30 protein-coding genes and 1 tRNA gene are annotated in these 25,179 nt (G+C 72.4%); 21 read left to right on the forward strand and 10 right to left on the reverse strand.

Features of this window, described 5'->3' with window-relative positions:
• Positions 1-17: 17 nt before the first annotated feature.
• Together hppD and ASG76_RS14950 are read left to right on the forward strand one after the other, a co-directional pair.
• Positions 18-1,250 (forward strand): 4-hydroxyphenylpyruvate dioxygenase, encoded by a 1,233-nt coding sequence (gene hppD / locus ASG76_RS14945; RefSeq protein ID WP_056604968.1) that lies wholly within the window; start codon positions 18-20, stop codon positions 1,248-1,250.
• A gap of 181 nt (positions 1,251-1,431) precedes the next feature.
• Positions 1,432-2,229, forward strand: coding sequence for a hypothetical protein (locus ASG76_RS14950; RefSeq protein WP_056604971.1), 798 nt, complete (start codon positions 1,432-1,434; stop codon positions 2,227-2,229).
• A gap of 279 nt (positions 2,230-2,508) precedes the next feature.
• Here ASG76_RS14950 and ASG76_RS14955 read toward each other — a convergent pair whose 3' ends face one another.
• The gene (locus ASG76_RS14955) at positions 2,509-3,108 is read right to left on the reverse strand and encodes a LysE/ArgO family amino acid transporter (RefSeq protein WP_056604974.1); all 600 of its coding nucleotides are present in this window, start codon (positions 3,106-3,108) and stop codon (positions 2,509-2,511) included.
• 72 nt (positions 3,109-3,180) lie between these two features.
• On the opposite strand from ASG76_RS14955, the gene ASG76_RS14960 reads away from it, so the two are divergent.
• From ASG76_RS14960 to ASG76_RS14970, 3 genes are all read left to right on the forward strand, one after another.
• On the forward strand, positions 3,181-4,095 hold the full coding sequence (locus tag ASG76_RS14960) for a LysR family transcriptional regulator ArgP (RefSeq protein ID WP_056604977.1): 915 nt from the start codon (positions 3,181-3,183) through the stop codon (positions 4,093-4,095).
• Between the two features lie 101 nt (positions 4,096-4,196).
• Complete coding sequence (locus ASG76_RS14965; protein WP_056604979.1) at positions 4,197-5,009, forward strand: hypothetical protein; 813 nt, start codon at positions 4,197-4,199, stop codon at positions 5,007-5,009.
• 28 nt (positions 5,010-5,037) lie between these two features.
• Positions 5,038-5,574 (forward strand): DUF1697 domain-containing protein, encoded by a 537-nt coding sequence (locus ASG76_RS14970; protein ID WP_056604983.1) that lies wholly within the window; start codon positions 5,038-5,040, stop codon positions 5,572-5,574.
• Between the two features lie 15 nt (positions 5,575-5,589).
• On the opposite strand, the gene ASG76_RS14975 is transcribed toward ASG76_RS14970, so the two are convergent.
• Both ASG76_RS14975 and ASG76_RS14980 read right to left on the reverse strand, forming a co-directional pair.
• Complete coding sequence (locus tag ASG76_RS14975; RefSeq protein WP_056604986.1) at positions 5,590-6,165, reverse strand: isochorismatase family protein; 576 nt, start codon at positions 6,163-6,165, stop codon at positions 5,590-5,592.
• 37 nt (positions 6,166-6,202) lie between these two features.
• Entirely contained in the window at positions 6,203-7,504 is a 1,302-nt protein-coding gene (locus tag ASG76_RS14980; protein WP_056605325.1) for a nicotinate phosphoribosyltransferase, read from the reverse strand.
• Between the two features lie 26 nt (positions 7,505-7,530).
• Between ASG76_RS14980 and clpS the strand changes: the two genes are divergently transcribed.
• From clpS to ASG76_RS19300, 3 genes are read left to right on the forward strand one after another with little or no spacing between them, the layout of a single operon-like run.
• Entirely contained in the window at positions 7,531-7,827 is a 297-nt protein-coding gene (gene clpS / locus ASG76_RS14985) for an ATP-dependent Clp protease adapter ClpS (RefSeq protein ID WP_056604988.1), read from the forward strand.
• Position 7,828: 1 nt separating this feature from the next.
• On the forward strand, positions 7,829-8,419 hold the full coding sequence (locus ASG76_RS14990) for a DUF2017 domain-containing protein (RefSeq protein WP_056604991.1): 591 nt from the start codon (positions 7,829-7,831) through the stop codon (positions 8,417-8,419).
• Positions 8,420-8,426: 7 nt separating this feature from the next.
• Positions 8,427-9,635: a DUF429 domain-containing protein gene (locus tag ASG76_RS19300; RefSeq protein WP_162254122.1), complete on the forward strand. Its 1,209-nt coding sequence runs from the start codon at positions 8,427-8,429 to the stop codon at positions 9,633-9,635.
• Positions 9,636-9,906: 271 nt separating this feature from the next.
• Here ASG76_RS19300 and ASG76_RS15000 read toward each other — a convergent pair whose 3' ends face one another.
• The gene (locus tag ASG76_RS15000; RefSeq protein ID WP_056604995.1) at positions 9,907-11,157 is read right to left on the reverse strand and encodes an MFS transporter; all 1,251 of its coding nucleotides are present in this window, start codon (positions 11,155-11,157) and stop codon (positions 9,907-9,909) included.
• An 87-nt stretch (positions 11,158-11,244) separates the two neighbouring features.
• Here ASG76_RS15000 and ASG76_RS15005 point away from each other — a divergent pair, with 87 nt between their 5' ends.
• The 3 genes from ASG76_RS15005 to ASG76_RS15015 are packed head-to-tail and all read left to right on the forward strand — an operon-like array spanning position 11,245 to position 12,948.
• Positions 11,245-11,703, forward strand: a complete 459-nt coding sequence (locus ASG76_RS15005; RefSeq protein ID WP_056604999.1) for a Mov34/MPN/PAD-1 family protein — start codon at positions 11,245-11,247, stop codon at positions 11,701-11,703.
• Positions 11,703-11,987 (forward strand): MoaD/ThiS family protein, encoded by a 285-nt coding sequence (locus tag ASG76_RS15010; RefSeq protein WP_056605002.1) that lies wholly within the window; start codon positions 11,703-11,705, stop codon positions 11,985-11,987. The genes ASG76_RS15005 and ASG76_RS15010 overlap by 1 nt, the downstream gene beginning before the upstream one ends.
• A 10-nt stretch (positions 11,988-11,997) precedes the next feature.
• Positions 11,998-12,948 carry a PLP-dependent cysteine synthase family protein gene (locus ASG76_RS15015; protein WP_056605005.1) on the forward strand — a complete coding sequence of 317 codons (951 nt, stop codon included), beginning with the start codon at positions 11,998-12,000 and terminating at the stop codon, positions 12,946-12,948.
• Positions 12,949-12,966: 18 nt separating this feature from the next.
• On the opposite strand, the gene ASG76_RS15020 is transcribed toward ASG76_RS15015, so the two are convergent.
• A complete protein-coding gene (locus ASG76_RS15020; protein WP_162254123.1) occupies positions 12,967-14,016 on the reverse strand; it encodes an alkaline phosphatase family protein in 1,050 nt (349 codons plus the stop codon).
• A gap of 91 nt (positions 14,017-14,107) precedes the next feature.
• Here ASG76_RS15020 and murI point away from each other — a divergent pair, with 91 nt between their 5' ends.
• Positions 14,108-14,920 (forward strand): glutamate racemase, encoded by an 813-nt coding sequence (gene murI / locus ASG76_RS15025; RefSeq protein WP_235529648.1) that lies wholly within the window; start codon positions 14,108-14,110, stop codon positions 14,918-14,920.
• Positions 14,917-15,675 carry an MBL fold metallo-hydrolase gene (locus ASG76_RS15030; protein ID WP_056605014.1) on the forward strand — a complete coding sequence of 253 codons (759 nt, stop codon included), beginning with the start codon at positions 14,917-14,919 and terminating at the stop codon, positions 15,673-15,675. The genes murI and ASG76_RS15030 overlap by 4 nt, the downstream gene beginning before the upstream one ends.
• Before the next feature lie 9 nt (positions 15,676-15,684).
• Here ASG76_RS15030 and ASG76_RS15035 read toward each other — a convergent pair whose 3' ends face one another.
• Positions 15,685-16,335 (reverse strand): response regulator, encoded by a 651-nt coding sequence (locus tag ASG76_RS15035; RefSeq protein ID WP_200948196.1) that lies wholly within the window; start codon positions 16,333-16,335, stop codon positions 15,685-15,687.
• Entirely contained in the window at positions 16,332-17,540 is a 1,209-nt protein-coding gene (locus tag ASG76_RS15040) for a sensor histidine kinase (RefSeq protein ID WP_056605328.1), read from the reverse strand. The genes ASG76_RS15035 and ASG76_RS15040 overlap by 4 nt, the downstream gene beginning before the upstream one ends.
• A 241-nt stretch (positions 17,541-17,781) precedes the next feature.
• Here ASG76_RS15040 and rph point away from each other — a divergent pair, with 241 nt between their 5' ends.
• The gene (rph, locus tag ASG76_RS15045) at positions 17,782-18,534 is read left to right on the forward strand and encodes a ribonuclease PH (RefSeq protein WP_056605025.1); all 753 of its coding nucleotides are present in this window, start codon (positions 17,782-17,784) and stop codon (positions 18,532-18,534) included.
• Positions 18,535-18,544: 10 nt separating this feature from the next.
• Positions 18,545-19,159 carry an RdgB/HAM1 family non-canonical purine NTP pyrophosphatase gene (rdgB, locus tag ASG76_RS15050; RefSeq protein ID WP_056605028.1) on the forward strand — a complete coding sequence of 205 codons (615 nt, stop codon included), beginning with the start codon at positions 18,545-18,547 and terminating at the stop codon, positions 19,157-19,159.
• Between the two features lie 11 nt (positions 19,160-19,170).
• Here rdgB and ASG76_RS15055 read toward each other — a convergent pair.
• The 3 genes from ASG76_RS15055 to ASG76_RS15065 all read right to left on the reverse strand — a co-directional run bounded on the left by ASG76_RS15055 (position 19,171) and on the right by ASG76_RS15065 (position 20,804).
• A tRNA-Leu gene (locus ASG76_RS15055) sits at positions 19,171-19,244 on the reverse strand.
• Between the two features lie 16 nt (positions 19,245-19,260).
• A complete protein-coding gene (bcp, locus tag ASG76_RS15060) occupies positions 19,261-19,731 on the reverse strand; it encodes a thioredoxin-dependent thiol peroxidase (RefSeq protein ID WP_056605030.1) in 471 nt (156 codons plus the stop codon).
• A complete protein-coding gene (locus tag ASG76_RS15065) occupies positions 19,728-20,804 on the reverse strand; it encodes a HoxN/HupN/NixA family nickel/cobalt transporter (RefSeq protein ID WP_056605033.1) in 1,077 nt (358 codons plus the stop codon). The genes bcp and ASG76_RS15065 overlap by 4 nt, the downstream gene beginning before the upstream one ends.
• Positions 20,805-20,894: 90 nt before the next feature.
• On the opposite strand from ASG76_RS15065, the gene ASG76_RS15070 reads away from it, so the two are divergent.
• The 6 genes from ASG76_RS15070 (at position 20,895) to ASG76_RS15090 (ending at position 25,158) form a co-directional block, all read left to right on the forward strand.
• Positions 20,895-21,143, forward strand: coding sequence for a DUF3618 domain-containing protein (locus ASG76_RS15070; protein WP_056605036.1), 249 nt, complete (start codon positions 20,895-20,897; stop codon positions 21,141-21,143).
• A 5-nt stretch (positions 21,144-21,148) separates the two neighbouring features.
• Entirely contained in the window at positions 21,149-21,481 is a 333-nt protein-coding gene (locus ASG76_RS15075) for a GroES family chaperonin (RefSeq protein WP_056605039.1), read from the forward strand.
• Between the two features lie 19 nt (positions 21,482-21,500).
• Complete coding sequence (locus ASG76_RS15080) at positions 21,501-22,874, forward strand: flavin-containing monooxygenase (RefSeq protein ID WP_056605042.1); 1,374 nt, start codon at positions 21,501-21,503, stop codon at positions 22,872-22,874.
• Entirely contained in the window at positions 22,861-23,421 is a 561-nt protein-coding gene (locus ASG76_RS15085) for a 1-acyl-sn-glycerol-3-phosphate acyltransferase (RefSeq protein ID WP_235529650.1), read from the forward strand. The genes ASG76_RS15080 and ASG76_RS15085 overlap by 14 nt, the downstream gene beginning before the upstream one ends.
• A gap of 95 nt (positions 23,422-23,516) precedes the next feature.
• Positions 23,517-23,663 (forward strand): GPGG-motif small membrane protein, encoded by a 147-nt coding sequence (locus ASG76_RS19440; protein ID WP_200948198.1) that lies wholly within the window; start codon positions 23,517-23,519, stop codon positions 23,661-23,663.
• A gap of 76 nt (positions 23,664-23,739) precedes the next feature.
• Positions 23,740-25,158, forward strand: a complete 1,419-nt coding sequence (locus ASG76_RS15090) for an amidase family protein (protein ID WP_056605044.1) — start codon at positions 23,740-23,742, stop codon at positions 25,156-25,158.
• Positions 25,159-25,179 lie beyond the last annotated feature (21 nt).

Consider the following 25,179-nt stretch of genomic DNA (forward strand, 5'->3'; position numbering starts at 1 on the left):
TTGGCAGGGTTCGGGGCATGACGACTGACATCGCCTCGACCGGTGGCGCCCTGACCGTGGACGAGATGAAGGCCGACCTGTCGCTGGAGCAGCTGCGCCAGCTCGTGGGCCTCGTGGAGTACGACGCCGACGCCGACCCCTTCCCGGTGACCGGGTGGGACGCGATCTGCTTCGTCGTCGGCAACGCCACCCAGGCCGCCCACTACTACGCCTCGGCGTGGGGCATGGAGCTCATCGCCTACGCCGGCCCGGAGCACGGCACCCGCGACCACAAGTCGTACGTGCTCAAGTCGGGCTCGATCAAGTTCGTCCTCAGTGGCGCGGTGTCGCCCGACAGCCCGCTGGTCGGCCACCACGCCCGCCACGGCGACGGCGTCGTCGACATCGCCCTCGAGGTGCCCGACGTCGACCAGTGCATCGCCCAGGCCCGCAAGGCCGGCGCGACCGTGCTGCGCGAGCCCGAGACCGTCACCGACGAGCACGGCTCGGTGCGCGTGGCGGCGATCGCGACCTACGGCGAGACCCGCCACACCCTCGTGCAGCGCACCGTCGACGGAGTGACGTACGCCGGCCCCTACCTGCCGGGCTACGTCGCGGTCGCCCCGCGCTGGGAGAAGAAGGCCGAACAGCCCAAGCGGCTGTTCCAGGCCCTCGACCACATCGTCGGCAACGTCGAGCTCGGCAAGATGGACGAGTGGGTCACCTTCTACAACAAGGTGATGGGCTTCGTGAACATGGCCGAGTTCATCGGCGACGACATCGCCACCGACTACTCCGCGCTCATGTCGAAGGTCGTGGCCAACGGCAACCACCGCGTGAAGTTCCCGCTCAACGAGCCGGCGATCGCGAAGAAGAAGTCGCAGATCGACGAGTACCTCGAGTTCTACGACGGGCCCGGCGCCCAGCACCTCGCGCTCGCGACCGGCGACATCCTCGCCACCGTCGACGCGCTGCGCGCCAACGGCGTGGAGTTCCTCAACACCCCCGACTCCTACTACGAGGACGACGCGCTGCGCGCGCGCATCGGCGAGGTGCGGGTGCCGATCGAGGAGCTGCAGAAGCGCGGCATCTTGGTGGACCGGGACGAGGACGGCTACCTCCTCCAGATCTTCACCAAGCCCCTCGGCGACCGGCCCACGGTGTTCTTCGAGCTCATCGAGCGCCACGGCTCCCTCGGCTTCGGCAAGGGCAACTTCAAGGCGCTCTTCGAGGCCATCGAGCGCGAGCAGGACGCGCGCGGCAACCTCTGATTCCGCATCTCTCCCTCGCCCGGGCGGTGCGTGAGGGGGATTCCGGGCCACCGGATTCCTCCCCACGCACCGCCCGCGTGCGTGTCGCCGTACGACGCGCCGCTGGGCGGTGGGTGAGGGGGATCCGAGCGACGGGAAGTCCTCCTCACGCACCGCTCCGCAGATTTGAGAAGGTGCTCCCATGATGATCCGCCCGGCCGAGCTGGCCGCGATCAGGGCCGGCACCATCGACCTGGCCTTCCGTCGGTGGGCCCGGCCGCGGGTCGTCGTGGGCACCCGGTTGCGTACGTCGGTGGGCGTCGTGGAGGTGACCTCGGTCGAGCAGGTCAGCGTGTCCGCGTTGCGCGCCGACAACGCCCGGCGGGCCGGGGCTCCCTCGCTCGCCGCGCTCAGGGAGGCGCTGGCGGCGCGGCCCGACGACCCCACCTGGCGCATCGGGCTGGCGTACGCCGGTCCCGACCCGCGCGAGGCGCTGCGCTCGACCGTGCCTGACGCCGCCGGGATCGCGGCCATCAACGCGCGCCTCGACCGGCTCGACGCCGCGTCGTCGTCCGGCCCGTGGACCCGCGAGACGCTGGACCTGATCGACCTCAACGGAGGGGTGCGGGCCCCCGAGCTCGCGGCGCGGGTGGGTCGCGAGACGCAGGACTTCAAGAAGGACGTGCGCAAGCTCAAGGAGCTCGGGCTCACCGAGTCGCTCGCGATCGGCTACCTGCTCTCACCCCGCGGCGAGGCGGTCGTCGACGCAGGCCTCCCTTCGCCGCGCGTGCGCGCGCCGCGCGAGGAGGGGACGCCGCTGCCCCGCACGATCGGGGCGCCCGCCACCCGCGCGCTGCGGGAGGCGGGCGTGACCACGCTGGAGCGGGTGGCGACGTACTCGCCAGGACGGCTCGCCGCGATGCACGGCGTGGGCCCGATCGCGATCACCCGACTGCGCGAGGCGCTGGCCGAGCAGGGCCTCGCCCTCGCTGAGGACTAGAGCGGGGCGCCGTCGCAGCAGTTGGCCTTCATGTGGCAGTGGGGGCACAGCCACCTGGTCGAGATGGGGTCGAACTCTTCCCCGCAGTAGTCGCACGGCACGGTGCCGACGCTACTACGCCAGGTCGCCGACGAGCTCGCTCTCGGCCTCGGCGACGCCGTGCGCGTCGGGCGCCGCGCCCAGAGCCGCGGCGATGGTGCGCGAGCCGGCACGACGTTGACCACGCCGACCGCGCCCGCGCCGAACCAGAACGGTGCGTGCAGGTCGACCCGCGTCACCTCAGTGCGCGAGGAGCCCGACCCCGAGCGCGCCCATCAGGACCGCGATGCCGGAGTCGAGCACGCGCCAGGCCGAGGGGCGGGCGAAGAGGTCGCGCAGGAGCCGGGCGCCGTAGCCGAGCCCGAAGAACCACAGCAGGCTCGCGAGCAGCGTGCCGGCCAGGAACCACCAGCGGTCGGTGCCGAAGCTGTTGGCGACCGTGCCGAGCATGAGCACGGCGTCGAGGTAGAAGTGCGGGTTGAGCCACGTCAGCGCGAGCGTGAGGAGGACCGCCTTGGCCGGGGTCAGGGCCGCACCGCCCTCGGTGGTGAGGGCGGTGGGCTTCCATGCCCGCACCGCGGCGTGGATGCCGAAGGCGATCAGGTAGAGCCCGCCGAGCACCTGCGCCACCGGCAGCACCGACGGCCAGCGCTCGAGCACGACGCCGAGACCGGCGACGCCGGCGGTGATCGCCACGACGTCGGACACCAGGCACGTCAGCACGATGGGGAGGACGTGCTCGCCGCGGATGCCCTGACGGAGCAGGAAGGCGTTCTGCGCGCCGACGGCGACGATGAGAGCGAGGCCGGTGAGAAGACCGGTGAGTGCGACCTGGAACATGCAGACAACGCTAGGTCGGCTCGGTGGTTCAATCCAGCGAACTATTCTGACGAATCATTAGGATGTCTAAGTATGAAAGACATCACCCAGCTCGATCCCGTGGCGTTGCGCACACTGGCGGTCGCCGTGCGTTTGGGCACCTTCGAGGCGGCGGCCCGCGAGCTCCACGTGACCCCCTCCGCGGTGAGCCAGCGGATCAAGGCGCTGGAGACCCGGATCGGCCGCGTGCTGCTGCACCGGGTCAAGCCCCTCGAGCCCACGGAGGCGGGACTGGTGCTCGTGCGGCTGGCCATGCAGACCGAGCTCCTGGAGCGCGAGGCCGTGGCCGAGCTCGTCGAGGAGGACGACGGCGACGGCACGGCGTACGCCTCCCTGCCGATCGCGGTCAACGCCGACGCCCTCTACGGCTGGTTCGTCGACGCCCTCGCGGACGTGCAGTCACGGCACCGGGTGGTCTTCGAGGTGGTGCGCGAGGACCACACCCGCACCGCCGAGCGGCTGCGGCGCGGCGAGGTGGTCGCCGCCATCACCGGGGAGCCCAAGCCGGTGCCGGGGTGCCGGGTCGTGCGGCTCGGGCGCCTGCGCTACGCCGCCGTCGCCACGCGCGCCTTCCACGAGGCCCACTTCGCCGACGGCGTCGGGTCGGCCGCGCTCGCCGAGGCGCCGATCGTGGCCTTCGACCGCAGCGACTCGCTGCAGCACGACTTCGTGCGCCGGGTCACCCGCCGCCACCTCGCGCCGCCGGCGACCTACGTGCCGTCGGTGCGCGAGTTCGACCGGGCCGTGCGGGTGGGCATGGGCTGGGGCCTGCTGCCCGAGTCGGACGTGTCGGAGGAGCTGGCGCGCGGCGAGCTGGTCGAGCTGGTGCCGGGGCGTCGCCCGGAGGTGCCGCTGTTCTGGCAGCACTGGCGGCTGGGGTCGTCGCTGGTCACCGACCTCACCGACGCCGTCGTGGTCGCGGCCCGGCGGTGGATGGCGGCGACCTGAGGCAGATCTTCGGTTTCCCTGACAGGTTCCTTCGAGCAGTCCTAGGCTGCCGGGCGGGATCGAGCACGTCGCTCGTCACGGACCTTGAACGGGGAAACCCAGTGGCACGTCGCAGCAGCGCAGCATGGGCCGGGGCCCTCGGAGCCGGTCTCCTCCTCGCCCTGAGCGGGTGTGGCGGCTCGGGGACGGCCGCCACCACCAAGGGCGGTGACGTCCTCCTGGAGGGCGAGCAGCTCGACGCCCTGGTCGCCCAGGTCGACAAGATGGGCATCGTGGAGTGGCACGGCCAGCTCCTCACCAAGAACCCCGACAACGGCGGCAAGCGCATCTTCGACCTCGACGGCCGGTTCAGCCCCTCCACGGGCTACAGCGAGCTCTCGATGGACTCGGTGATCGACGGCGATGCCCAGCAGGTCGACTACCTCGTGGTCAACGGCCGCACCTACTTCAACAGCCAGGCGTGGGGCCCCAACGCCGACACCTGCTACGTCGACATCACCGAGGACGCGACCGAGGCCCGCAGCTGGGCGCTCCCGACCGACCTCGACCCGACCTGGCCGGTCACCTCCGCTCGCGCGATCCGCCTCGCCGGCGACGGCGTCAGCGTCGGGATCCCGGCGCAGGACGTGATCACCGGCATGCCGCGCGGCCTCTTCCCCGACGTCCCCTCCGGGCTGGACGGGATCGAGGCCAAGGCCGTCATCACCCCGCACGGCCACCTCATCGAGGTCGGCGTCGACGTGCTGAACATGTGGAACGACGTCCCCGCCAAGGAGCTGGCCAAGATCGACACCCGCAAGGCCGGCTGGTGGGCGATGACGATGAAGGAGTCGCAGGACGGCTCGGCCATCCAGCCGCCGCAGCACGTCTTCGACTCCGCGGTCACCCCGCCCAGCCAGTGCAAGCGCCCCTGAGCGGCTCCCGCTCGGGCATGATCGGCTGATGCCCACCTACGTCGCGTTCCTGCGCGCGATCAACCTCGGCGCCACCCGCAAGTTCCCCAAGGACGCGATCCGCGCGGCCACCGAGGCCGCGGGCGGGACGGATGTCGAGACCTACATCAACACCGGCAACGTCCGACTGACCCACTCCGCGCGGTCCGTCGCCAAGGTGCAGTCCGCGCTCGAGCAGGCGTACGCCGCCGAGGCGGGCTTCGCGGTGCCGACCGTCGCCTTCACCGCCGCCGACCTCGCCGCCCTCACGTCGCGCGCCGAGGAGCTGCACGCCGAGCACGACCCGGCCGGCCAGCACTACGTCACGCTCTACGCCACCGCCCCGTCGGCCGCCGCGGTGGACGCGGTGCACGCGCTGGAGAAGGACGGCGAGCGCGTGGTGGTCGACGGACGGGCTGCCTACGTGCTGCTGGAGGGCGGTGTGCACACGTCCCGGCTCCTGGCGAGCAAGGAGTTCAAGGCGCTCGGCGAGGGCACCGCTCGCACCGTCAAGGTGCTGCGGACCGTCACCGAGAAGTGGTGCTGACCGGCGCCTGACGACTCAGGCGATCTCGACGCCCGCGCTGCTCATCTCGGTGATCGCGGCAGCCGTGGTCTCCTCGGCCACCCCGGCGCACAGGGCGGTCAGCACGCGGGTCTCGAAGCCCTCGACCGCGCTGTCGAGCGCGGTCGCGCGCACGCAGTGGTCGGTCGCGATCCCGCACACGTCGACCGCCTCGACCCCCCGCTCACGCAGCCACGCCGCGAGCGCCTCGCCCGACGACGTACGCCCCTCGAAGCCGGAGAACGCCGCCTCGTAGTCGCCCTTGTAGAACACCTCGTCGAAGGGCTGCGGGTCGAGGTTGGGGTGGAAGCCCGCGCCCTCCGTGCCGACCTTGCAGTGCACCGGCCACGACTCGGCGAAGTCCGGCTTGGCCGACCAGTGGTGGCCGGGGTCGACGTGGTGGTCCTTCGTGGCCACCACGACGTCGTAGGCCGGCGCGCCCTCGGCGCGGGAGTGCCACCGGTGCAGCAGCTCGCCGATGTCGGACGCCACCCGCGCGCCCCCGGTGACCGGGAGGGACCCGCCCTCGCAGAAGTCGTTCTGGACGTCGACCACGATCAGCGCTCGTGCCATGGACGTCAATCTAGCGGCCTCGGCGGTGGGGGACCGCTCACAGACCCTCGAACACCGTCGGGATCACCGGCTCGCCCGCCGACATCATCGTGACCGCCCGCGGCAGCTCGGCGAGCGAGGCGCGGTGGCGCGTGCGGGCCTCCGCGAGCGTCTCGCGGCCGACGACCTCGCCGCCGCGCACCAGCGGCACGAGCAGCGCCCGGTCGTCCCCGTCGTCTGTCGGCGGCTCACCGATGCCGACCACCTCGGACTGGGCGGTGCCGCCTGCGGAGCGGCGGCGCAGGGCGTACTTCCGCCCGCCGACCGATGCCTTGTCCTTCGAGCGCTTGGCCACCGACACCATCTCGCCGTCCTCGCCCTCGCGCGCGACCAGCTTGTAGACGAAGCCGCAGGTGGGATGCCCCGAGCCGGTGACGAGCTGGGTGCCGACGCCGTAGGCGTCGACGGGCGAGGCCGCGAGTGCGGCGATGGCGTGCTCGTCGAGGTCGCTGGTCACCACGATCCGGGTGGAGGTGGCGCCGAGCCCGTCGAGCTGGGCGCGCACCTCGCGTGCCACCAGGCCGAGGTCGCCGGAGTCCAGGCGTACGGCGCCGAGCCCGGTGCCGGCCACCTCGACCGCGAGCCGTACGGCCTCGGCGACGTCGTAGGTGTCGACCAGCAGGGTCGTTCCGACGCCGAGGGTCTGCACCTGGGCGCGGAACGCGTCGGCCTCCTGGTCGTGCAGGAGCGTGAAGGAGTGCGCGGAGGTGCCGGTCGACGGAACGCCGTAGGCCGCGCGCGCCGCCAGGTTGCTGGTGGCCTCGAAGCCGGCGACGTACGCCGCCCGCGCGGCGGCGACCGCGGCCTGCTCGTGGGTGCGGCGCGAGCCCATCTCGATGCACGGCCGCGCGCCGGCCGCCAGGGTCATCCGCGACGCGGCGGACGCGATGGCGGAGTCGTGGTTGTAGATGGAGAGCAGCACGGTCTCGAGCAGCACGGCCTCGGCGAAGGTGCCCTCGACGACCAGCAGCGGGGAGTGCGGGAAGTAGGCCTCGCCCTCGGGGTAGCCCCAGACGTCGCCGGAGAAGCGGTAGGAGGCGAGCCACGCCAGCGTGTCGGCGTCCACCACGCCCTCGAGCGCGGCGATCGTCGCGGGGTCGAAGCGGAACGCCTCGATCGCGTCGAGCGCCCGGCCCACGCCCGCGACCACGCCGTAGCGGCGACCCTGGGGCAGGCGGCGCGCGAACAGCTCGAACACCGCCCGCCGATCGGCCGTGCCGGCCTGCCGGGCCGCCTGCACCATGGTGAGCTCGTAGTGGTCGGTCAGCAGTGCTGCAGACGTACGGGGGGAGCCGGTCACGACCGACACTGTGCCACGATGGCCCCGTGTCAGCCGCCAGTCCCGTAGAGGTCGAGCCGACCCTGACCCCCGACGAGATCACCTTCCTGGCCAAGCCGTGGGTGACCCTGGTCTGGGACGACCCGGTCAACCTCATGTCCTACGTCTCGTTCGTGTTCCAGAAGTACTTCGGCTACGACAAGGCCAAGGCCGAGAAGCTGATGCTCGAGGTGCACAACGAGGGCCGCTCGGTCGTCTCGACCGGCACCCGCGAGGAGATGGAGCGCGACGTGCAGGCGATGCACGAGTACGGCCTGTGGGCGACGATGGAGAAGGCCTCCTGACGTGAGCGGCTTCGAGCACCACCACCGCTCCGACCGGGTGATCACCACGTTCACCGGCTTCGAGGCCGACCTGCTGCGCTCGCTCGCCTCGCAGATGGTCGAGCTGCTGCGCAACGAGCGCGCCGAGCCGGCCGCCCCCACCGCCGACGCCTTCGAGGCGCTGATGTCGGAGTTCTCCGGCGCCACCACGATCCCCGAGGACCCGGTCCTGGCGCGGCTGTTCCCCACGGCCTACCCCGACGACGAGGAGGCGGCCGCGGACTTCCGTCGCTTCACCGAGTCGGGGCTGCGTGACGGCAAGGCGGCCGCCTCGGGCTCGATCATCGACGTCCTCGAGGAGGCCGGGCTGCCGCCCGAGCTCACCGAGGACGGGCTCGTGATCGACGTCGAGCTGACGCCCGACGAGGCCGAGACGTGGATGCGTGCCTTCACCGACATCCGCCTCGCGCTGGCCACCCGGCTCGGGGTCGAGGCCGGCGACGAGGACTACTGGCACTCCCTGCCCGAGGACGACCCGCGCGCCCAGGCGCACGACATCTACGAGTGGGTCGGCTACCTCCAGGAGACGATCGTCGAGGCCTTGATGTCGTGACGGCCCGATGAGCCCGGTCCCCGACTTCATCGTGGCGGTCCGGGAGAAGATCGGCGGCGACCACCCGCTGTGGCTCCCGGCCGTGACCGCGGTCGTGCGCCGCGGCGACCAGGTGCTGCTGGTGCGGCGGTCGGACAACGGCGCGTGGACCCCCGTCACCGGCATCGTCGATCCGGGCGAGGAGCCCGCCGTGGCCGCGGCCCGCGAGGTGACCGAGGAGACCGGCGTACGGGTCCGCGTCGACCGGCTCGCCTCGACCGACGCCCACCCCGAGGTCGTCCACGCCAACGGCGACCGCGCGGCCTACCTCGACCTCACCTTCGCCTGCACCTGGCTCGAGGGCGAGGCCCACGTCGCGGACGACGAGTCGAGCGACGTGCGCTGGTGGCCCGTCGACGGGCTCCCGCCGATGTCCGGGCTCATGCGTGCGCGCATCGACGCGGCACTGAGCGGCGAACGGGAGGCGCGCTTCGTCGCACCTGAGGGCCAGGACGACGTCGAGCCCCCCGCGCTGCTGGCCCCGGACGCCCCGGTGCTCGGGGTCGACGCGTGCCCCGGTGGCTGGGTCGGGGTGGTGCTCGACCGCGAGCGCCGCGCGCAGGTCTTCGTCGACGCCACCATCGCCGGCCTGGTGGCGCTGGTGCGCGAGACCGTCCCCGTCGACGTCGTCGCGATCGACATCCCGATCGGGCTGCCCGACTCCTCGGGTCGCCTCGCCGACAGCGAGGCCCGCAAGCAGCTGGTGGGCAAGTCGTCGTCACTGTTCTCCACGCCGGTGCGCGCCGCACTCGAGGCGGAGTCGTACGCCGCCGCGCGCGAGGCCAACCTCGCCGCCACCGGCGGGCGCACCAGCGTCAGCGCGCAGGCCTACGCCCTGCGGGAGAAGGTGCTGCAGGTCGACGCGTGGGTGCGCTCGCGACCCGGGGTCGAGGTCGTCGAGGTGCACCCCGAGCTGAGCTTCGCGCGGATGGCGGGCAGCCCGGTGCTGCCGAGCAAGAAGGACTCCGACGGCGTACGGGCTCGGCGCGAGGCGCTCGCCGCTCACGGCATCGTCGCGCCGCCGTGGTTCCGCGGGGCCGGCTTCGGCGAGGACGACCTGCTCGACGCGTGCGCCGCCGCGTGGTCCGCCGTACGCCACTCGCTCGGGGTCTCCGAGTCGTTCCCGGCCACGCCCGAGGTCTTCTCCGACGGGGTCCCCGCAGCGATCCGGGTGTGACGCTCAGCCATGGCGTACGTCGAGCGGCCAATGGTCCGCGCGAGTCACGCGCTGGTCGCTGGTGCGCGCGCACTGGTCGACCGCGGTGGTCGCCTGACGCACGGCATGGCGGACGTCGAGCGGCCAATGGTCCGCTCGAGTCACGCACTGGTCGCTGGGTGCCCACTGGTCGACCGCGGTGGTTGCCTGACGCACGGCATGGCGGACGTCGAGCGGCCGATGGTCCGCTCGAGTCGCCCGGCGGTCAGTTGGCGGCGGCGCCAGACCCTCGCTAACCCGAGTGCGTGAGCACGCCGTAGCGCTCGCGGGAGGCGAGCGCCCAGCGCGAGACCGGCACCGACACCAGCGCGATGACCAGCATCATCGCGGCCAGCACCAGCCACCCGATCTCACCCAGGTCGACGCACAGCAGCGTCACGATCGGCGGCCCGACCACGGCGATCACGCTGAAGCCGAGACCGGCGAAGCCCTGGTACTGCCCCTGCCGCTCGTGCGGGGCCAGGCCCATCTGGAGCCCCCACTGGCCGCCGGAGCCGATCATCTCGCCGACCACGTGCACCACCGAGCCGACCAGGAGCACGGCGATCGCGAACGTCGCGTCGCCGCGGTCGGCGAGCGACACGATCGCGAATCCGGCCGCGATCCAGACCGCGCCGCGCACCAGTGCGCGGGCCCCCGCATCCACGGAGTCGGCACGGCGTGACAGGCGCACCTGGAAGAGAGCGACGCAGGCGGTGTTGAGGATGAGCAGCACCGCCACCATCACGGGCGGGGCGGAGGTGCGCTCGGAGATGTAGAGCGCCAGGCCGAGCTCCATCACGAAGAAGTGGATGGAGAACAGCCCGGTCAGGGCCACCACGACCACGTAGGGCCAGTCGCGCAGCACGGCGAGCCGGGGCTCGCCCTCGATGCGGACGTAGCGCGGCAGCTCGGGCAGTCGCGTGCTGTTCCACGCGGCGAACCCGGTGAAGACCGCGTTGAGGACGAAGACCGCGACGTAGGCCCACGTCTCGTCGATCACCAGCGCGGCGCCGCCGAACATCGAGCCCAGCCCGATCGCGGTGTTGGTGACCGCGCGCAGGTAGGCCTTGAAGAGCACGCCTCGCCCGCCCGTGGCGAGCTGGGCGATGACGCCCTGCTGCACCGAGCCGGCCGAGCGCTCGAAGAGCGACAGGACACCGAGCAGCAGCGCCAGCTGCCACGGCGTACGGGCCAGCACGGGGAGCGCGCTCGTCAGTGCTGCGCCGACCATGAACCAGGTGAGCACGCGCCGCGGGCCGCGGGTGTCGCCGAGGTGGCCGGCCGGCACCTGCACCACGATGCCGACGATCGCGGCGACCGACATCGCGAGCGCCACCTCGGCGGCCGAGAAGCCGACCTGGCGGGTGAAGTAGAGCGCACTGGTCGTCATCACGGCACCGGCGCCGAACCGGTTGGCGAAGGAGCCGAGCGCGAGGACCTGCAGGTCGCGCTCGAGCGGGATGCCCCGCCTGGTCAGCGGCGGAGCCTCGTGCAGCGACATGTGTTCCTTCCCCCGGATCTCTCGACGTCAAGACTAGGTCGTGAGACGCGTCCGGGGCACTTCGACGGCCTGCCTAGGCTGGAGCGCGTGCTGAGGATCGCCCAGGAGACCTACGACGCCATCGTGGCGCACGCCAAGCGTGACCACCCCGACGAGGCGTGCGGCGTCGTGGCGGGCCCGGAGGGCAGCGACCGCCCCGAGCGCTTCGTCCCGATGGTCAACGCCGCCGGCAGCCCGACGTTCTACGAGTTCGACTCCACCGAGCTGCTCGCGCTCTACAAGGACATGGACGCCCGCGACGAGGAGCCGGTGGTCGTCTACCACTCCCACACCGCGACCGAGGCCTATCCCAGCCGCACCGACATCGGCCTCGCGAGCGAGCCCAACGCCCACTACGTGCTCGTCAGCACACGCGAGCACGGGAATAGTGACGGCCCTGTGGAGTTCAGGTCATACAGAATCATCGACGGCGTCGTGACCGAGGAGGACGTCACGGTCACGGCCCCGGAGACACCGAAGACGAACCAGGAAGAGAGCACCCCCTGATGGCCATCGAGGTCCGGATCCCCACCATCCTGCGCACCTACACCGACGGCGCGAAGTCCGTCGAGGGCGACGGAGAGACGCTGTCCGCGCTCATCGACGACCTCGAGGGCAGCCACCCCGGCATCAAGGAGCGCCTCGTCGAGGACAAGGCCGGCTCCATCGACCTGCGCCGCTTCGTCAACGTCTACATCAACGACGAGGACGTGCGCTTCATCGGTGGCCTCGAGGCCCCGCTGGGCGACGGCGACCAGGTCGTCGTGCTCCCCGCGGTCGCCGGAGGCTGATCCTCACCCCGTGACCCGCTACGACGACCTCCTGTCCTCGGTCGGCGGCACGCCCCTGGTGGGGCTGCCGCGGCTGTCCCCGAGCCCCGACGTACGCCTCTGGGCCAAGCTCGAGGACCGCAACCCGACCGGCTCCATCAAGGACCGCCCGGCCCTGCGGATGATCGAGCAGGCCGAGGCCGACGGCACCCTGCGCCCCGGGTGCACGATCCTCGAGCCCACCAGCGGCAACACCGGCATCTCGCTGGCGATGGCCGCCACGCTCAAGGGCTACCGCATCGTGTGCGTGATGCCGGAGAACACCTCCGAGGAGCGGCGCCAGCTGCTGCGGATGTGGGGCGCGGAGATCGTGTCCTCGCCCGCCGCGGGCGGCTCCAACGAGGCCGTGCGGGTCGCGAAGAAGATCGCGGGGGAGCACCCCGACTGGGTGATGCTCTACCAGTACGGCAACGAGGCCAACGCCCTCGCGCACGAGGAGACGACCGGCCCCGAGCTGCTTGCCGACCTCCCCGGCATCACCCACTTCGTCGCCGGTCTCGGCACGACCGGCACGCTCATGGGCGTCTCGCGGTTCTTCCGCCGGGCCAAGCCCGACGTGCGGATCGTCGCCGCCGAGCCGCGCTACGGCGAGCTCGTCTACGGTCTGCGCAACCTCGACGAGGGCTTCGTGCCCGAGCTCTACGACGCCTCGCTCATCGACTCGCGCTTCAGCGTCGGCCCGCGCGACGCCGTACGCCGGGTGCGCGAGCTGCTCGAGCTCGAGGGCATCTTCGCCGGCGTCTCCACCGGCGCGATCCTGCACGCCGCGCTGGGCCAGGCCGCCAAGGCGGTCAAGGCCGGCGAGCGCGCCGACATCGCCTTCGTGGTGTGCGACGGCGGCTGGAAGTACCTCTCGACCGGCGCCTACGAGGGCACCGTCGACGAGGCCGAGGACGCCCTCGACGGGCAGCTCTGGGCCTGACCCCCGGGCCGGCCGGGCTCAGTTGGGTGAGGTGAGCCTCAGGTCCATGGCGACGTCGAACTCGCTGCCCTCGACGGGCGGCAGGTCGAGCAGGTCGAGCGCGAGGTTGGCGATCATCCCGTTGCGCACCGGCGGACGCCGCATGCCGTAGACCGTGCGGCGGGTGCCGGGGTCCTTGTAGGTGGGGTTGATCGCGTAGAGGTCGACGCCGTGGTCCACCGCGGAGCCGCGCGCCATGAAGACGATCCGGTAGTCGTCGAGGAGCGTGGCGTCGTCGTGCGACGGACCGTGGCCGCCGTGGTCGCTGGTGAGCAGGATCGTGGTGCCCGCGCGGCGGGCGGGGTCGGCGTTGACCGCCTTCACGACGCGTCCCACGAGCTTGTCGGACTGGCGCACGGCGCGCAGGTAGGGCTTCGACATCCAGCCGTGCGCGTGGCCGGCGACGTCGGGCGGTGACAGGTGCAGGAACCGGAAGTCGCGGTCGACGGGGAGGTCGGCGATGAGCTGGTCGACCAGCGCCGAGTTGTCGAGGTCGATCGTGGTGCGGTCGATCGCGTCGGGCCAGGAGCGCTGCCAAAGGCTGAACTTGGTCTTCGCGGCGAACAGCGCCGTCGAGCCGCCGGCGGCGTCGACCGCGGTGAACACCGACCCCACGTCGTGGCCGGCCGCCGCCTGCACCGTGCTCGGGGTGGGGCGGTCGTCGTTCCACGTGACGCCGTGGCCGCCCTTCGCGGCCTCGATGCGCCGACCGGTGACCATGCCGGTGTGGTTGGGCAGCGTCACCGTCATCTCGCGCTCGGTGCGCGCGTTCATCGTCGAGGCGCCCACCCGCATGAAGCGGTAGAGGTTGGGCAGCTCCTTGCGGCCCAGCTTGCGCACCGCGGCGACGCTCATCCCGTCGATGGAGATGGCGAGCACCGACTCCGAGTCGGCGCGGCGGGCGGGGGCACCGGCACCGGCCACGTCGTCCGGGGCGACGACCGCGCAGGCGGGCGCGCCGGCCAGGACGACGCTCGCCGAGGCGAGCAGGGAGACGAGGGACGCGGTCACGCGGGATCGACGAGGCACCGGGTGACGATAACCCGGGCGACCCGGTGTGACCGGCCCGACGCCCCCGACAGCGTGACCACTGACGGCCCGAGCGCCTAGCCTGCTTCCTGTGCCGCCCATCTCCGCCGATGCCCCGATCGGCATCTTCGACTCCGGTTTCGGCGGGCTGACGGTCGCCCGGTCGGTCATCGACCAGCTGCCGCACGAGTCGGTGGTCTACCTCGGCGACACCGCCCGGCAGCCCTACGGGCAGAAGCCGATCAGCGAGGTCCGCGAATACGCCCTCGAGTGCCTCGACCACCTCTACGACCAGGGCGTCAAGGCGCTCGTCATCGCCTGCAACTCCGCGAGCGCGGCGATGCTGCGCGACGCGCGCGAGCGCTACGACGTGCCGGTCGTCGAGGTGATCCTGCCGGCCGCGCGCCGCGCTGCCGCCGCCACGCGCAACGACCGCGTCGGGGTGATCTGCACCCGCGCGACCGCGAGCTCGATGGCGTACGACGACGCCTTCGCCGCGGCGCCGCACCTCGACCTCCACATCGCCGCGTGCCCGCGCTTCGTCGACTTCGTCGAGCAGGGCGTCACGGGCGGCGAGGAGCTGCTCGCCGCGGCCCACGACTACCTCGACCCGCTGGTGGCGGCCGGCGTCGACACGCTCATCCTCGGCTGCACCCACTACCCGCTGCTGACCGGTGTCATCTCCTACGTCATGGGCGACCAGGTGACCCTGGTCAGCTCGGCGGAGGAGTGCGCGAAGGACGTCTACAAGATGCTCGCGCGCACCGGGCTGATGCGCGAGGGCGGCGACCCCGTCTACACCTTCTCGACGACCGGCAGCCCGGAGGAGTTCGCGACCACCGGGCGTCGCTTCCTCGGCTCCGAGCTGCTGAGCGCGACCCAGTTCGCCGGGGGTGTGCGTTGAAGCTCACCGTCGTCGGCTGCTCGGGCTCATACCCCGGCCCGGACTCGCCCGCCAGCTGCTACCTGCTCGAGGCCGAGCACGACGGCCGCACGTGGCGGGTCCTGCTCGACCTCGGCAACGGCGCGCTCGGGCAGCTGCACCGCTACGCCGACCCCCTGACGATCGACGCGGTCCTGGTCAGCCACCTCCACGCCGACCACTGCCTCGACCTCTGCGGCTACTACGTGATGCGCAAGTACCACCCCACCGGCCCGCAGCCGCGGATCCCGGTGTGGGGCCCGGCCGGCACCGCGGACCGGATGGCGCGCGCCTACGACCTGCCCGTCGACCCCGGCATGACCGAGGAGTTCGACTTCCGCGCCTACGACGGCGTCCCGGTCGAGGTCGGCCCCTTCCGCATCGAGGCGCGCGAGGTGGTGCACCCGGTCACCGCCTACGCGCTGCGGGTGAGCGCCGGCGGTCGCACGCTCGCCTACTCCGGCGACACGGGGCCGTGCCCGGCCCTCGACGAGGTCGCCAAGGGCGCGCACCTGCTGCTCGCCGAGGCGTCGTTCCGCACCGGCGACGACAACCCGCCCGACCTGCACATGACCGGCGCCGACTGCGGCCGCACCGCGGCCCAGGCCGGCGTCGACCGCCTGGTGCTCACCCACGTGCCGCCGTGGCACGACCCGGCCGACGCCGAGGCCGAGGCCCGGGGGCAGTGGCCCGGCCCGGTCACGCTGGCGCGCGCCGGGTCGACGTACGACGTGTGAGCCGGAGGCTCAGACCAGACCGGCGTCGTGGACGACCATCGCGACCTGCACCCGGTTGGTGCACCCGAGCTTGGTCAGCAGGCGCGAGACGTGCGACTTGACCGTGGGGACCGAGAGGTAGAGCTCGGAGGCGATCTCGGAGTTGCTGAGCCCGCGGCCGACGCAGACCGCGACCTCGAGCTCGCGCTCGGTGAGCACGGTCAGCCGGTCCCCGGCCGTCGAGGCACGGTCGCCCGCGGTCAGGTCGCGCACGCGGGACACGAGGCGGCGCGTCGCCGAGGGGGAGAACATCGCGTCTCCGGCGGCGACCGTGCGGATCGCGCCCACGATCTCGCCCGGCGGGGTGTCCTTGAGCAGGAACCCGTCGGCGCCCGCCGCGACGGCACGCAGCACGTGGTCGTCGGCGTCGAAGGTGGTGAGCACCACCACCGACGGCGGTGAGGGGCGCTCGTGCAGCACCTCGGTGGCGCGCAGGCCGTCCATGACGGGCATCCGGATGTCCATCAGCACCACGTCGGGGTCGAGCTGGGCGACGAGTGCGACCCCGGCCTCACCGTCGGGGGCCTCGCCCACCACGTCGATGTCGGGCTGCCCGCCGAGCATCAGCGTCAGCGCCGAGCGGACGAGCGGGTCGTCGTCCACCAGCAGCACCCGGATCATGCGGTCCACGGTAGCCATGCCTCCAGCACGAAGGTGGAGCCCTCCGTGCGCTGGTCGAGCCGGCCGCCGCGCAGCTCGGTGCGCTCGCGTAGGCCGACCAGCCCCAGACCGGCCCCGGGAGCCCCGGTCGGTCGCGGGCGGCGGCTGTCGCGCGCCGGGCCGTCGAGCAGCGGGCCGGGTGGGCCGAGCGGGTTGGCGAGCCGCACGGTGATGCCCGAGTGCGGGTCGCCCGAGGAGCGGATCGCGACGACCGCGCCGGGGGAGTGCTTGCGCGCGTTGGTGATGCCCTCCTGCACGATGCGGTAGACGGTGCGCCCGGTCGCCGGCGGCACCGGCGTGCTGGCGTCGACCTCGTCGGCGAAGTCGACGTCGAGGCCGAGGGTCCTCGCCTCGTCGACGAGCGCCGCGATGTCGTCGTACGTCGGTTGCGGGCGCGCGGCGGCAACCCCGGAGTCGTCCTCGCGCAGCACGCCAAGCACGTCGCGCAGCTCGCGGAGCGCGTCGTTGGCCTGGCCCTGGATCTGGGTCAGGCCCTCCCGCAGCCGCTCCGGGCCGAGGTCGTCGCGGAACGCGAGGGCGCCGGCCTGCATGGAGACCTGGGTGATCCGGTGGGCGAGGACGTCGTGCATCTCGCGCGCGATGCGGGTCCGCTCGGTGGACCGGGCCTGGGCCACGCGCAGCTCCTGCTCACGCTCGGCCCGTTCGGCGCGGCTGCGGAGGGTCCAGAGGAGCTCGCGCCGCGAGCCGATGTAGAGGCCCCAGCCCATCATCCCGGCGTTGACGACGAGGTTGACCAGCGTGGTGATGACCGGGTCGGTGTCCCTGAAGGGGGCCAGGGTCGTGTAGACCTGCGCGGCGACGAAGTTCGCCGAGCCGACGACCGCGACCTCCCTGAAGTCGCGACGGGTGGCCACCGAGACGGCGGCCAGGGTGGCCGGGCCGGCGGCGATGCCGGAGAGGGCGCTCATCGCGGCGATGGCGAGGGCGATCGGCACAGGGGCGCGCCGGCGGACGTGCACGAGCACGTAGGAGGCCACGCCGAGCACGACCTCGGCGGCGAAGAGCTGGCGCTGCTCGCGCCACTCGGTCGCGGCCACCGACTGCCAGACCGCCACCGAGATCACCACGCACAGCGCGTAGCGCCACGCGTGGGAGGCCCAGGTCAGCTCGGGCTGCGTCTCCGAGGGGCGGGGCCAGGTCTCCACGGCGTTCAGGGTAGCGATCCACACTCCTACTTTGGTCCTATCCCGGGCGCTGCCGGCACCCGTCCGAGGACCGATGCGTCAGGTGGCCCCTGACCAGCAGGCTTGTCCCACCATCGCGTGGGGGAGCCACGCGGGGCGGGGTCGTGCACCGATGGCGACGTCGCTGGGGAGGGACCTGCAGCCGGGTCCGGTAACACACGGGGGTGACCGGACCCGGCTCTGTCGCGTCTAGGGTCGTGCCATGACTTCCGCACCCGACCCCGCACCGCGCGCCACCCCCCGTGAGGATGGCCGCGCCGACGACGAGCTCCGGCCGATCACCATCACCCGCCACTGGCTCGACCACGCGGCCGGCTCGGTGCTCGTGGAGTTCGGCGGCACCAAGGTGCTGTGCGCCGCGTCGGCCTCCGAGGGCGTGCCCCGCTGGCGCAAGGGCTCGGGGCTGGGCTGGGTCACCGCCGAGTACGCCATGCTCCCGGCGGCCACCAACACCCGGTCGGACCGCGAGTCGGTCAAGGGCCGCATCGGCGGGCGCACCCACGAGATCTCGCGCCTGATCGGCCGCTCGCTGCGCGCGGTCATCGACTACGAGGCGCTCGGGGAGAACACGATCGTGCTCGACTGCGACGTGCTCCAGGCCGACGGCGGCACCCGCACCGCCGCGATCACGGGTGCCTACGTCGCCCTGGCCGACGCCGTCGCGCACCTGCGCGGCAACGGCGCGCTGACCGGCGAGCCCCTCACCGGGTCGGTGGCGGCGGTCAGCGTCGGGATCATCGACGGCGTCCCGCGCCTCGACCTGCCCTACGTCGAGGACGTGCGTGCCGAGACCGACATGAACGTCGTGATGACCGGCGACGGCAAGTTCGTCGAGGTGCAGGGCACCGCCGAGGGTGCCGCGTTCGACCGCGCCGAGCTCGACGCGCTGCTCGCGCTGGCCGAGAAGGGCTGCGCCGACCTCACCCGCATGCAGCAGGAGGCCCTGGCCCGATGAAGGTGGCGCGATGAAGGTCTTCCTCGCCTCGGCCAACGCCAAGAAGATCGGCGAGATGCAGCGGATCCTGGCCGAGCACGTGGCGGGCGTGGAGGTGCTCGGGATCACCGACCTCGAGGGCTACGTCGAGCCGGTCGAGGACGAGCCCACCTTCGCCGGCAACGCGCTGCTCAAGGCCCGTGCCGGGGTCGCGGCGACCGGCCTGCCGTCGATCGCCGACGACAGCGGCCTCTGCGTCGACGCCCTCAACGGCATGCCCGGCGTGCTGTCAGCGCGCTGGTCGGGGCCTCCGAAGTCGGACGACCGCAACAACGAGCTCCTCCTCGACCAGCTGCACGACGTGCCCGACGAGCGCCGTGGCGCGCATTTCACCTGCGCGATCGCGTGGGTGATGCCCGACGGGCGCGAGCGGGTCGTCGAGGGCCGCATGGACGGACGGATCATCCGCGAGGTGCGGGGCAGCGGGGGGTTCGGCTACGACGTCGTGTTCGTCGCCGACGAGCACGACGCCGAGGACCTCACCTCCGCCGAGCTCACGCCCGAGGAGAAGGACCGCATCTCCCACCGGGGCCGCGCGCTGCGCGAGCTGGCGCCGTACGTCGCCGCGGACCTGTCAGCGGGCTGAGGCCTGCTGGGTGCGCCCGGTGAGAGTCGAACTCACACTGTCACGGACCTAAACCGTGTGCCTCTGCCTGTTGGGCTACGGGCGCTGGAACCCCGGGGAGCTCAGTCCAACCCTAGGTCGCGCCGAAGCTTGGCGACGTGGCCGGTGGCCTTGACGTTGTACTGCGCGAGCTCGATCGCGCCGGCCTCGTCGACGACGAAGGTCGAGCGGATCACGCCCTCGACCTCCTTGCCGTAGAGCAACTTGCTTCCGAAGGCGCCGTAGGCCCGGTGCACCGCGAGGTCCTCGTCGGAGAGCAGGGTGAGGGTCAGGGAGTCGCGCTCGCGGAACTTCGCGAGCCTGGCCGGCTTGTCCTTGGAGATGCCGAGCACCTCGTAGCCCGCGCCGCGCAGCGAGTCGAGCGACTCGGAGAAGTCGCAGGCCTGCTTGGTGCAGCCGGGGGTCATCGCCGCGGGGTAGAAGTAGACGACGACCTTCCGCCCACGCAGGTCCGAGAGCGTGACCTGCTCCCCGGCATCGCTGGTGAGCGTGAAGTCGGGTGCGGTGTCCCCGGTGGTGAGTCGGTCGGTCATGCGAGTCCCTTCTCGAGCTGCTCCTCGAACCTGTCCTCGACGCGTGCGAGGTGGTAGTACGCCACGCTGGCGCCCCAGACGAGGACGAACAATGCCACGAGGCCGAAGCCGACGTACTCCAGGTCCATCTCGCCGGCCCAGCCGAGGCCGGGCACCCAGTCGGACGCGAGCTGCACGAGCAGCAGCAGGCCGATCGACAGCGCCACGGTCACCGACAGGATGGTGACGGTGAAGTTGTAGTAGATCTTGCGGATCGGCTTGAGGAAGGCCCACGAGTAGGCGCGGCTCATCAGCACGCCGTCAATGGAGTCGAAGAGCACCATGCCGGCGGCGAAGAGCACCGGCAGCGTCAGCACGGCGTACCAGGGCAGCGCGAACGCCGCCGTGCCCCCCGCCAGGACGAGCAGCGCGATCTGCGTGGCGGTGTCGAAGCCGAGCCCCATCAGGAGCCCGACGGGGTAGAGGTGGCGCGCCCGCGTGACCCGCTGGGTGGTGCGCTTGAAGATGCGGGCCAGGAAGCCGCGGTTGTGCAGGTGGTGCTCGAGGTGCTCCTCGTCGAACGTCCCGGCGCGCAGGTGCCGGAAGGCGTGGACGATGCCGATCAGCGCGCTGAGGTTCATCAGGCCGATCACGATGAGGAAGGTGCCGGCCGTGAGGGTGCCGACGGTGCCGAGCGTGCCCTGGAGCACCGACCCCTCGTCGCGCACCGGGTCGGCGAGCGCTCGTACGCCGATCGCGAGGAGGAGGCTGAGCCCGAAGACGACGCTCGAGTGGCCCAGCCCGAACCAGAAGCCGGTCGTGGTGGCCGGGGAGCCGTCGCCGACGAGCTTGCGGGTGGTGTTGTCGATGGCGGCGATGTGGTCGGCGTCGAAGGCGTGCCGCGCCCCGAGGAGGAACGCCGCGACCCCCAGGCCGACACCGAAGACGCCCGCGCTGCCCACCTCGAAGCGCTGCGGCGCGACGACCGCGACGAGCACGCCCCAGCCCACCGCGTTGAGCGTGACGACGACCGCGGCCATGGCGGCGATGTGGCGCCGGTCGGTGTCGGACCAGGTGCGCGACGGCTTGTTCACCCTGCGATGTTATTGCATGTCATGTGCAACAAGGTGGTGGCCGCCCGGTCCGCGCCGGAGGGCCTCGCGCCGCGTTGGTAGCCTGCCACCGTGACCCAGGACATGAGCGCGCTCGAGCGCGAGATCGAGGAGACGCGTCAGCGGCTGGCCTCGACCATCGACCAGCTCGCCTACCGCGCCCACCCCAAGACCATCGTCGGGCGCCAGGTGACGACGGTGAAGTCGCACTTCGTCGACCTCGACACCGGCGCCCCGCGCACCGACAACATCCTCAAGGTCGCCGGCGCGGTGGTGGGTGTCGTCGTGCTGCTCGCCGTCGTGCGCAAGGTCGCGAGCTGAGCACGATGACCGGGGGCTCCCAGACCGCCCCGATCAAGATGCTGCACGACCGCCTGCTCGTCGAGCTCGACCAGGAGGCGGGGGAGCGCCGATCGAGCGGCGGCATCGTCATCCCGGCGACCGCCGCGATGGGCGCGCGCCGCCTGGCGTGGTCGCGGGTGATCGCGGTCGGCCCGCACGCGCGCGCCGTCGAGGTGGGCGACCGGGTGCTCTTCGACCCGGAGGACAAGGCCGAGGTCGAGGTGCAGGGCGAGGTCTACGTCGTCATGCGCGAGCGCGACGTCCACGCCGTGGCCGCCGAGCGGCTCGAGGCCGGGTCCACCGGTCTCTACCTCTGATCCCTCCCCAGGAGCGCTGATGGCCTACCTCGTCAAGCAGGCGCACCGGGCCCCGGCGGTCGCGACCCCCGTGCCGGTGGACCCGTCGCTGCCGCGGGCGTGCGTGATCGGCGCCGGGTCGTCGGGCATCGCCGCGGCCAAGCACCTCTACCTCGCGGGCATCGGCTTCGACTGCTTCGAGAAGGGGGGCGACATCGGGGGCACCTGGGTCCTCGACAACTCCAACGGCCAGTCGGCGTGCTACGACACGCTCGAGATCAACACCTCGTGCCCACGGATGGCCTACTCCGACTTCCCGATGCCGGCGGACTACCCGGCCTACGCGCGCCACGACCAGGTCCGCGCCTACTTCGAGGACTACGTCGACCACTTCGGCTTCCGCGACACCATCACCTTCGACACGACCGTCGAGGACGTCTCCCGCACCGCGGACGGACGCTGGGCGGTGCGGGTCAGCGGTCCCGGCGGCACCGAGACCCGCACCTACGACGCGGTGCTGGTCGCCAACGGTCACCACTGGGACGCGCGCTGGCCGGAGCCGGCCTACCCCGGCGACTTCGACGTCGAGCAGATGCACTCCCACGACTACCGCAGCGGCGATCAGCTCGCGGGCCGCGACGTGGTGGTCGTCGGCGCCGGCAACTCCGCCATGGACATCGCCGTCGAGGCCTCCGAGCGTGCGCGCACCACGACGTGGTCGGTGCGGCGCTCGGAGTGGGTGCTGCGCAAGTGGTTCCTCGGCAAGCCGAGCGACCAGGGCCTGCTGCCGCCGGGCTGGGTGCCGTGGTGGGTCACCGCGCTGCGCCTGCGGATCGGCGCCACGACCGCGGGGAGCATGACGAAGTACGGCCTGCCCGCGCCGACCCACAAGCCCGGCCAGTCGCACCCCGTGCAGTCCGAGCGCATCCGTGAGCGGCTCGCCGCCGGCGCGATCACCGCGCGCCCGGCCATCGAGCGCCTCGACGGCGACCGGGTCGTCTTCGTCGACGGCACGAGCGCCGCGGCCGACCTGGTCATCTGGGCCACCGGCTACCGCGTCAGCTTCCCGTTCCTCGCACCCGAGCTGGTGTCCGCGCGCGACAACGAGCTGCCGCTGTGGAAGCGCGCGGTCCACCCCGACCTGCCCGGCCTCTACTTCCTGGGCCTGCTCCAGCCAATCGGCGCCGTCATGCCGCTGGCCGAGGCGCAGGCGGCCTGGATCGCGGAGACGCTGCGCGGCGACTACGCCCCACCCAGCGCTGCCGACGTACGCCGCCAGATGGCCGAGGAGCACCGGCGTGACACCCGACAGTTCTACTCCTCACCCCGCCACACGATGGAGGTCGACTTCGACCACTACCTGTGGGACCTCGCGCGCGAGCGCAGGAAAGGACGTGCCCGTGCTGCGTCGTAAGGTCGCCGGCCTCGCCCTGCGTGCCGTCCGCTGGAAGGCCGTGGGCGAGGTGCCCGAGCGCGGCGTCCTGGTCGGCGCGCCGCACACCTCCAACTGGGACTGGGTGCTCACCATGCTGCTGGCGTGGCGCTACGGCATCACGATCCGGCTGCTGGTCAAGCAGGAGCTCTTCGTCGGCCCGCTCGGCTGGCTGCTGCGTCGCACCGGCGCGGTCGAGCTCGATCGCAAGAACCCCGCGGCGACCATCAAGCAGCTCCTCGCCGAGTCCGAGGGCGGCGACCCGTGGCTCATCGGGATCGCCGCCGAGGGCACCCGCTCGCGCGGTGAGCTCTGGAAGTCGGGCTTCTACCGCATCGCGCAGCAGACGGGCCTGCCGATCACGCTCGCCTTCCTCGACGTCCCCTCGCGCACCGTCGGTTGGGGGCCGACGTTCCACCCCACCGGCGACGTGCGCGCCGACATGGACGTGCTGCGCGAGTTCTACGCCGACAAGACCGGCTTCCACCCGGAGAACTTCACGCCGCCTCGGCTGCGCGGGGAAGGCTGAACCCCGGCCGACGTCCGCTATCCGAAAGGGTGTGTCCGACTTTCGGCGCCGACCCGATGTGGCTACGTTGGAGGCTCAACCGAAGGGAGCATGACATGGCTTTGCTGCTGTGGATCCTCGCCGTCATCCTTGTGGTGTCAGGCATCGTCTCGCTGGTCCGGGGCCAGGTGTTGATGGGCATCGTCCTCATCATCGTCGGCCTCCTGGTCGGCCCGGGTGGAGTCAGCCTCTTCACGAAGTAGTCCTGCGTCACCACAGGGAGCCGGTCCTTCGGGGCCGGCTTCCTGTGCGTCAGGCACCGACAGGGAGGATCGGGCCATGCCCGCCGACACACCCGCCAGCGCCCGCTCCGAGGTCGAGGCGCTCCTGGCCCGCGCCGAGGTCGTCGAGCCACTGGTCAACGCGATCTGCACCCCTCATCCGGGAGCGCTGGAGCAGGCCGACCTGCTCGACCGTGAGGCCGCCGAGGGTCGGGTCCGCGGGCCGCTGCACGGCCGCGCCGTGCTGGTCAAGGACAACATCGACACCCATGACCTCCCCACCACCGCCGGCTCGCTCGCCCTCGCCGACGCCCCACCGCCCTCGCGCGACGCCGCGCTCGTGCAGCGCCTGCGCGACGCGGGCCTCGTCGTGCTGGGCAAGACCAACCTGTCGGAGTGGGCCAACATCCGCGACGAGTCGTCGGCCTCGGGCTGGAGCGCCCACGGCGGCCTCACCCGCAACCCCTACGCCCTCAACCGCTCCGCGGGAGGCTCCAGCTCCGGCAGCGGCGCGGCCATCGCCGCAGGCCTCGCGCCACTCGCCGTCGGCACCGAGACCGACGGCTCGATCACCTGCCCGGCCGCCTTCAACGGCTGCGTGGGCATCAAGCCCACCGTCGGCACCGTGCCCACCGACGGGGTCGTGCCGATCTCGGCGTCGCAGGACTCGCCCGGCCCGATGGCGCGCACGGTGCGCGACGCCGCCGCGCTGCTGACGGTGCTCGCGGGCGACGGCCGCGACTTCGCGTCGTACGCCGTCCCCGGCCGGCTGGCCGGCAAGCGGCTCGGCGTGCCGCGCGCGACCTACTGGGCCTACTCCACGCACGCCGACGCCGCCGCCGAGCGGGCCGTCGCGCTGCTCGCCGCCGAGGGTGCCACCATCGTCGACGCCACCGACCTGCCTGAGCTCCCCGACCAGGTGTGGGAGGACGAGCTGCTCGTGCTGCTGGCCGAGCTCCGCTCCGGGCTCGCCGACTACCTCGCCACCCGGCCGGGGGACGTGCCGCGCACGCTCGAGGAGGTCGTGGCCTTCAACCGTGCGCACCCCGACACCGAGCTCGCCCACTTCGGGCAGTCGCTCTTCGAGAAGGCCCTCGACGGGCCCTTGGCCGGCAGCCCCGAGCACCTCGCTGCCCGGGCTCGCGGCGTGGCTGCCACGCGTGAGGGAGGCATCGACGCGGTGCTGCGCGCCCACGACCTCGACGCCCTCGTCACGCCGTCGTACGCCCCGGCGCACCCGATCGACCTGGTCAACCCCGAGCACTTCGGCGGGTCGTGCAGCGGCCCCGCGGCCGTCGCGGGCTACCCCCTCGTCACCGTGCCGACCGAGCTGGCGGCGGGGCTCCCGGTCGCGGTGTCGTTCTGGGGGACCGCTGGCTCGGAGGCCACGCTCGTCGAGGTGGCCGCCGGCTACGAGGCGGCGCGCGACGCGAGCACCGGCCCGCTGCCGGAGCCGACGTTCCCGACCTTCGTGTGACACCGGGACCGGACGGGCCGA

The sequence above is a fragment of the Nocardioides sp. Soil774 genome (assembly GCF_001428125.1).
Lineage (GTDB): Bacteria > Actinomycetota > Actinomycetes > Propionibacteriales > Nocardioidaceae > Nocardioides.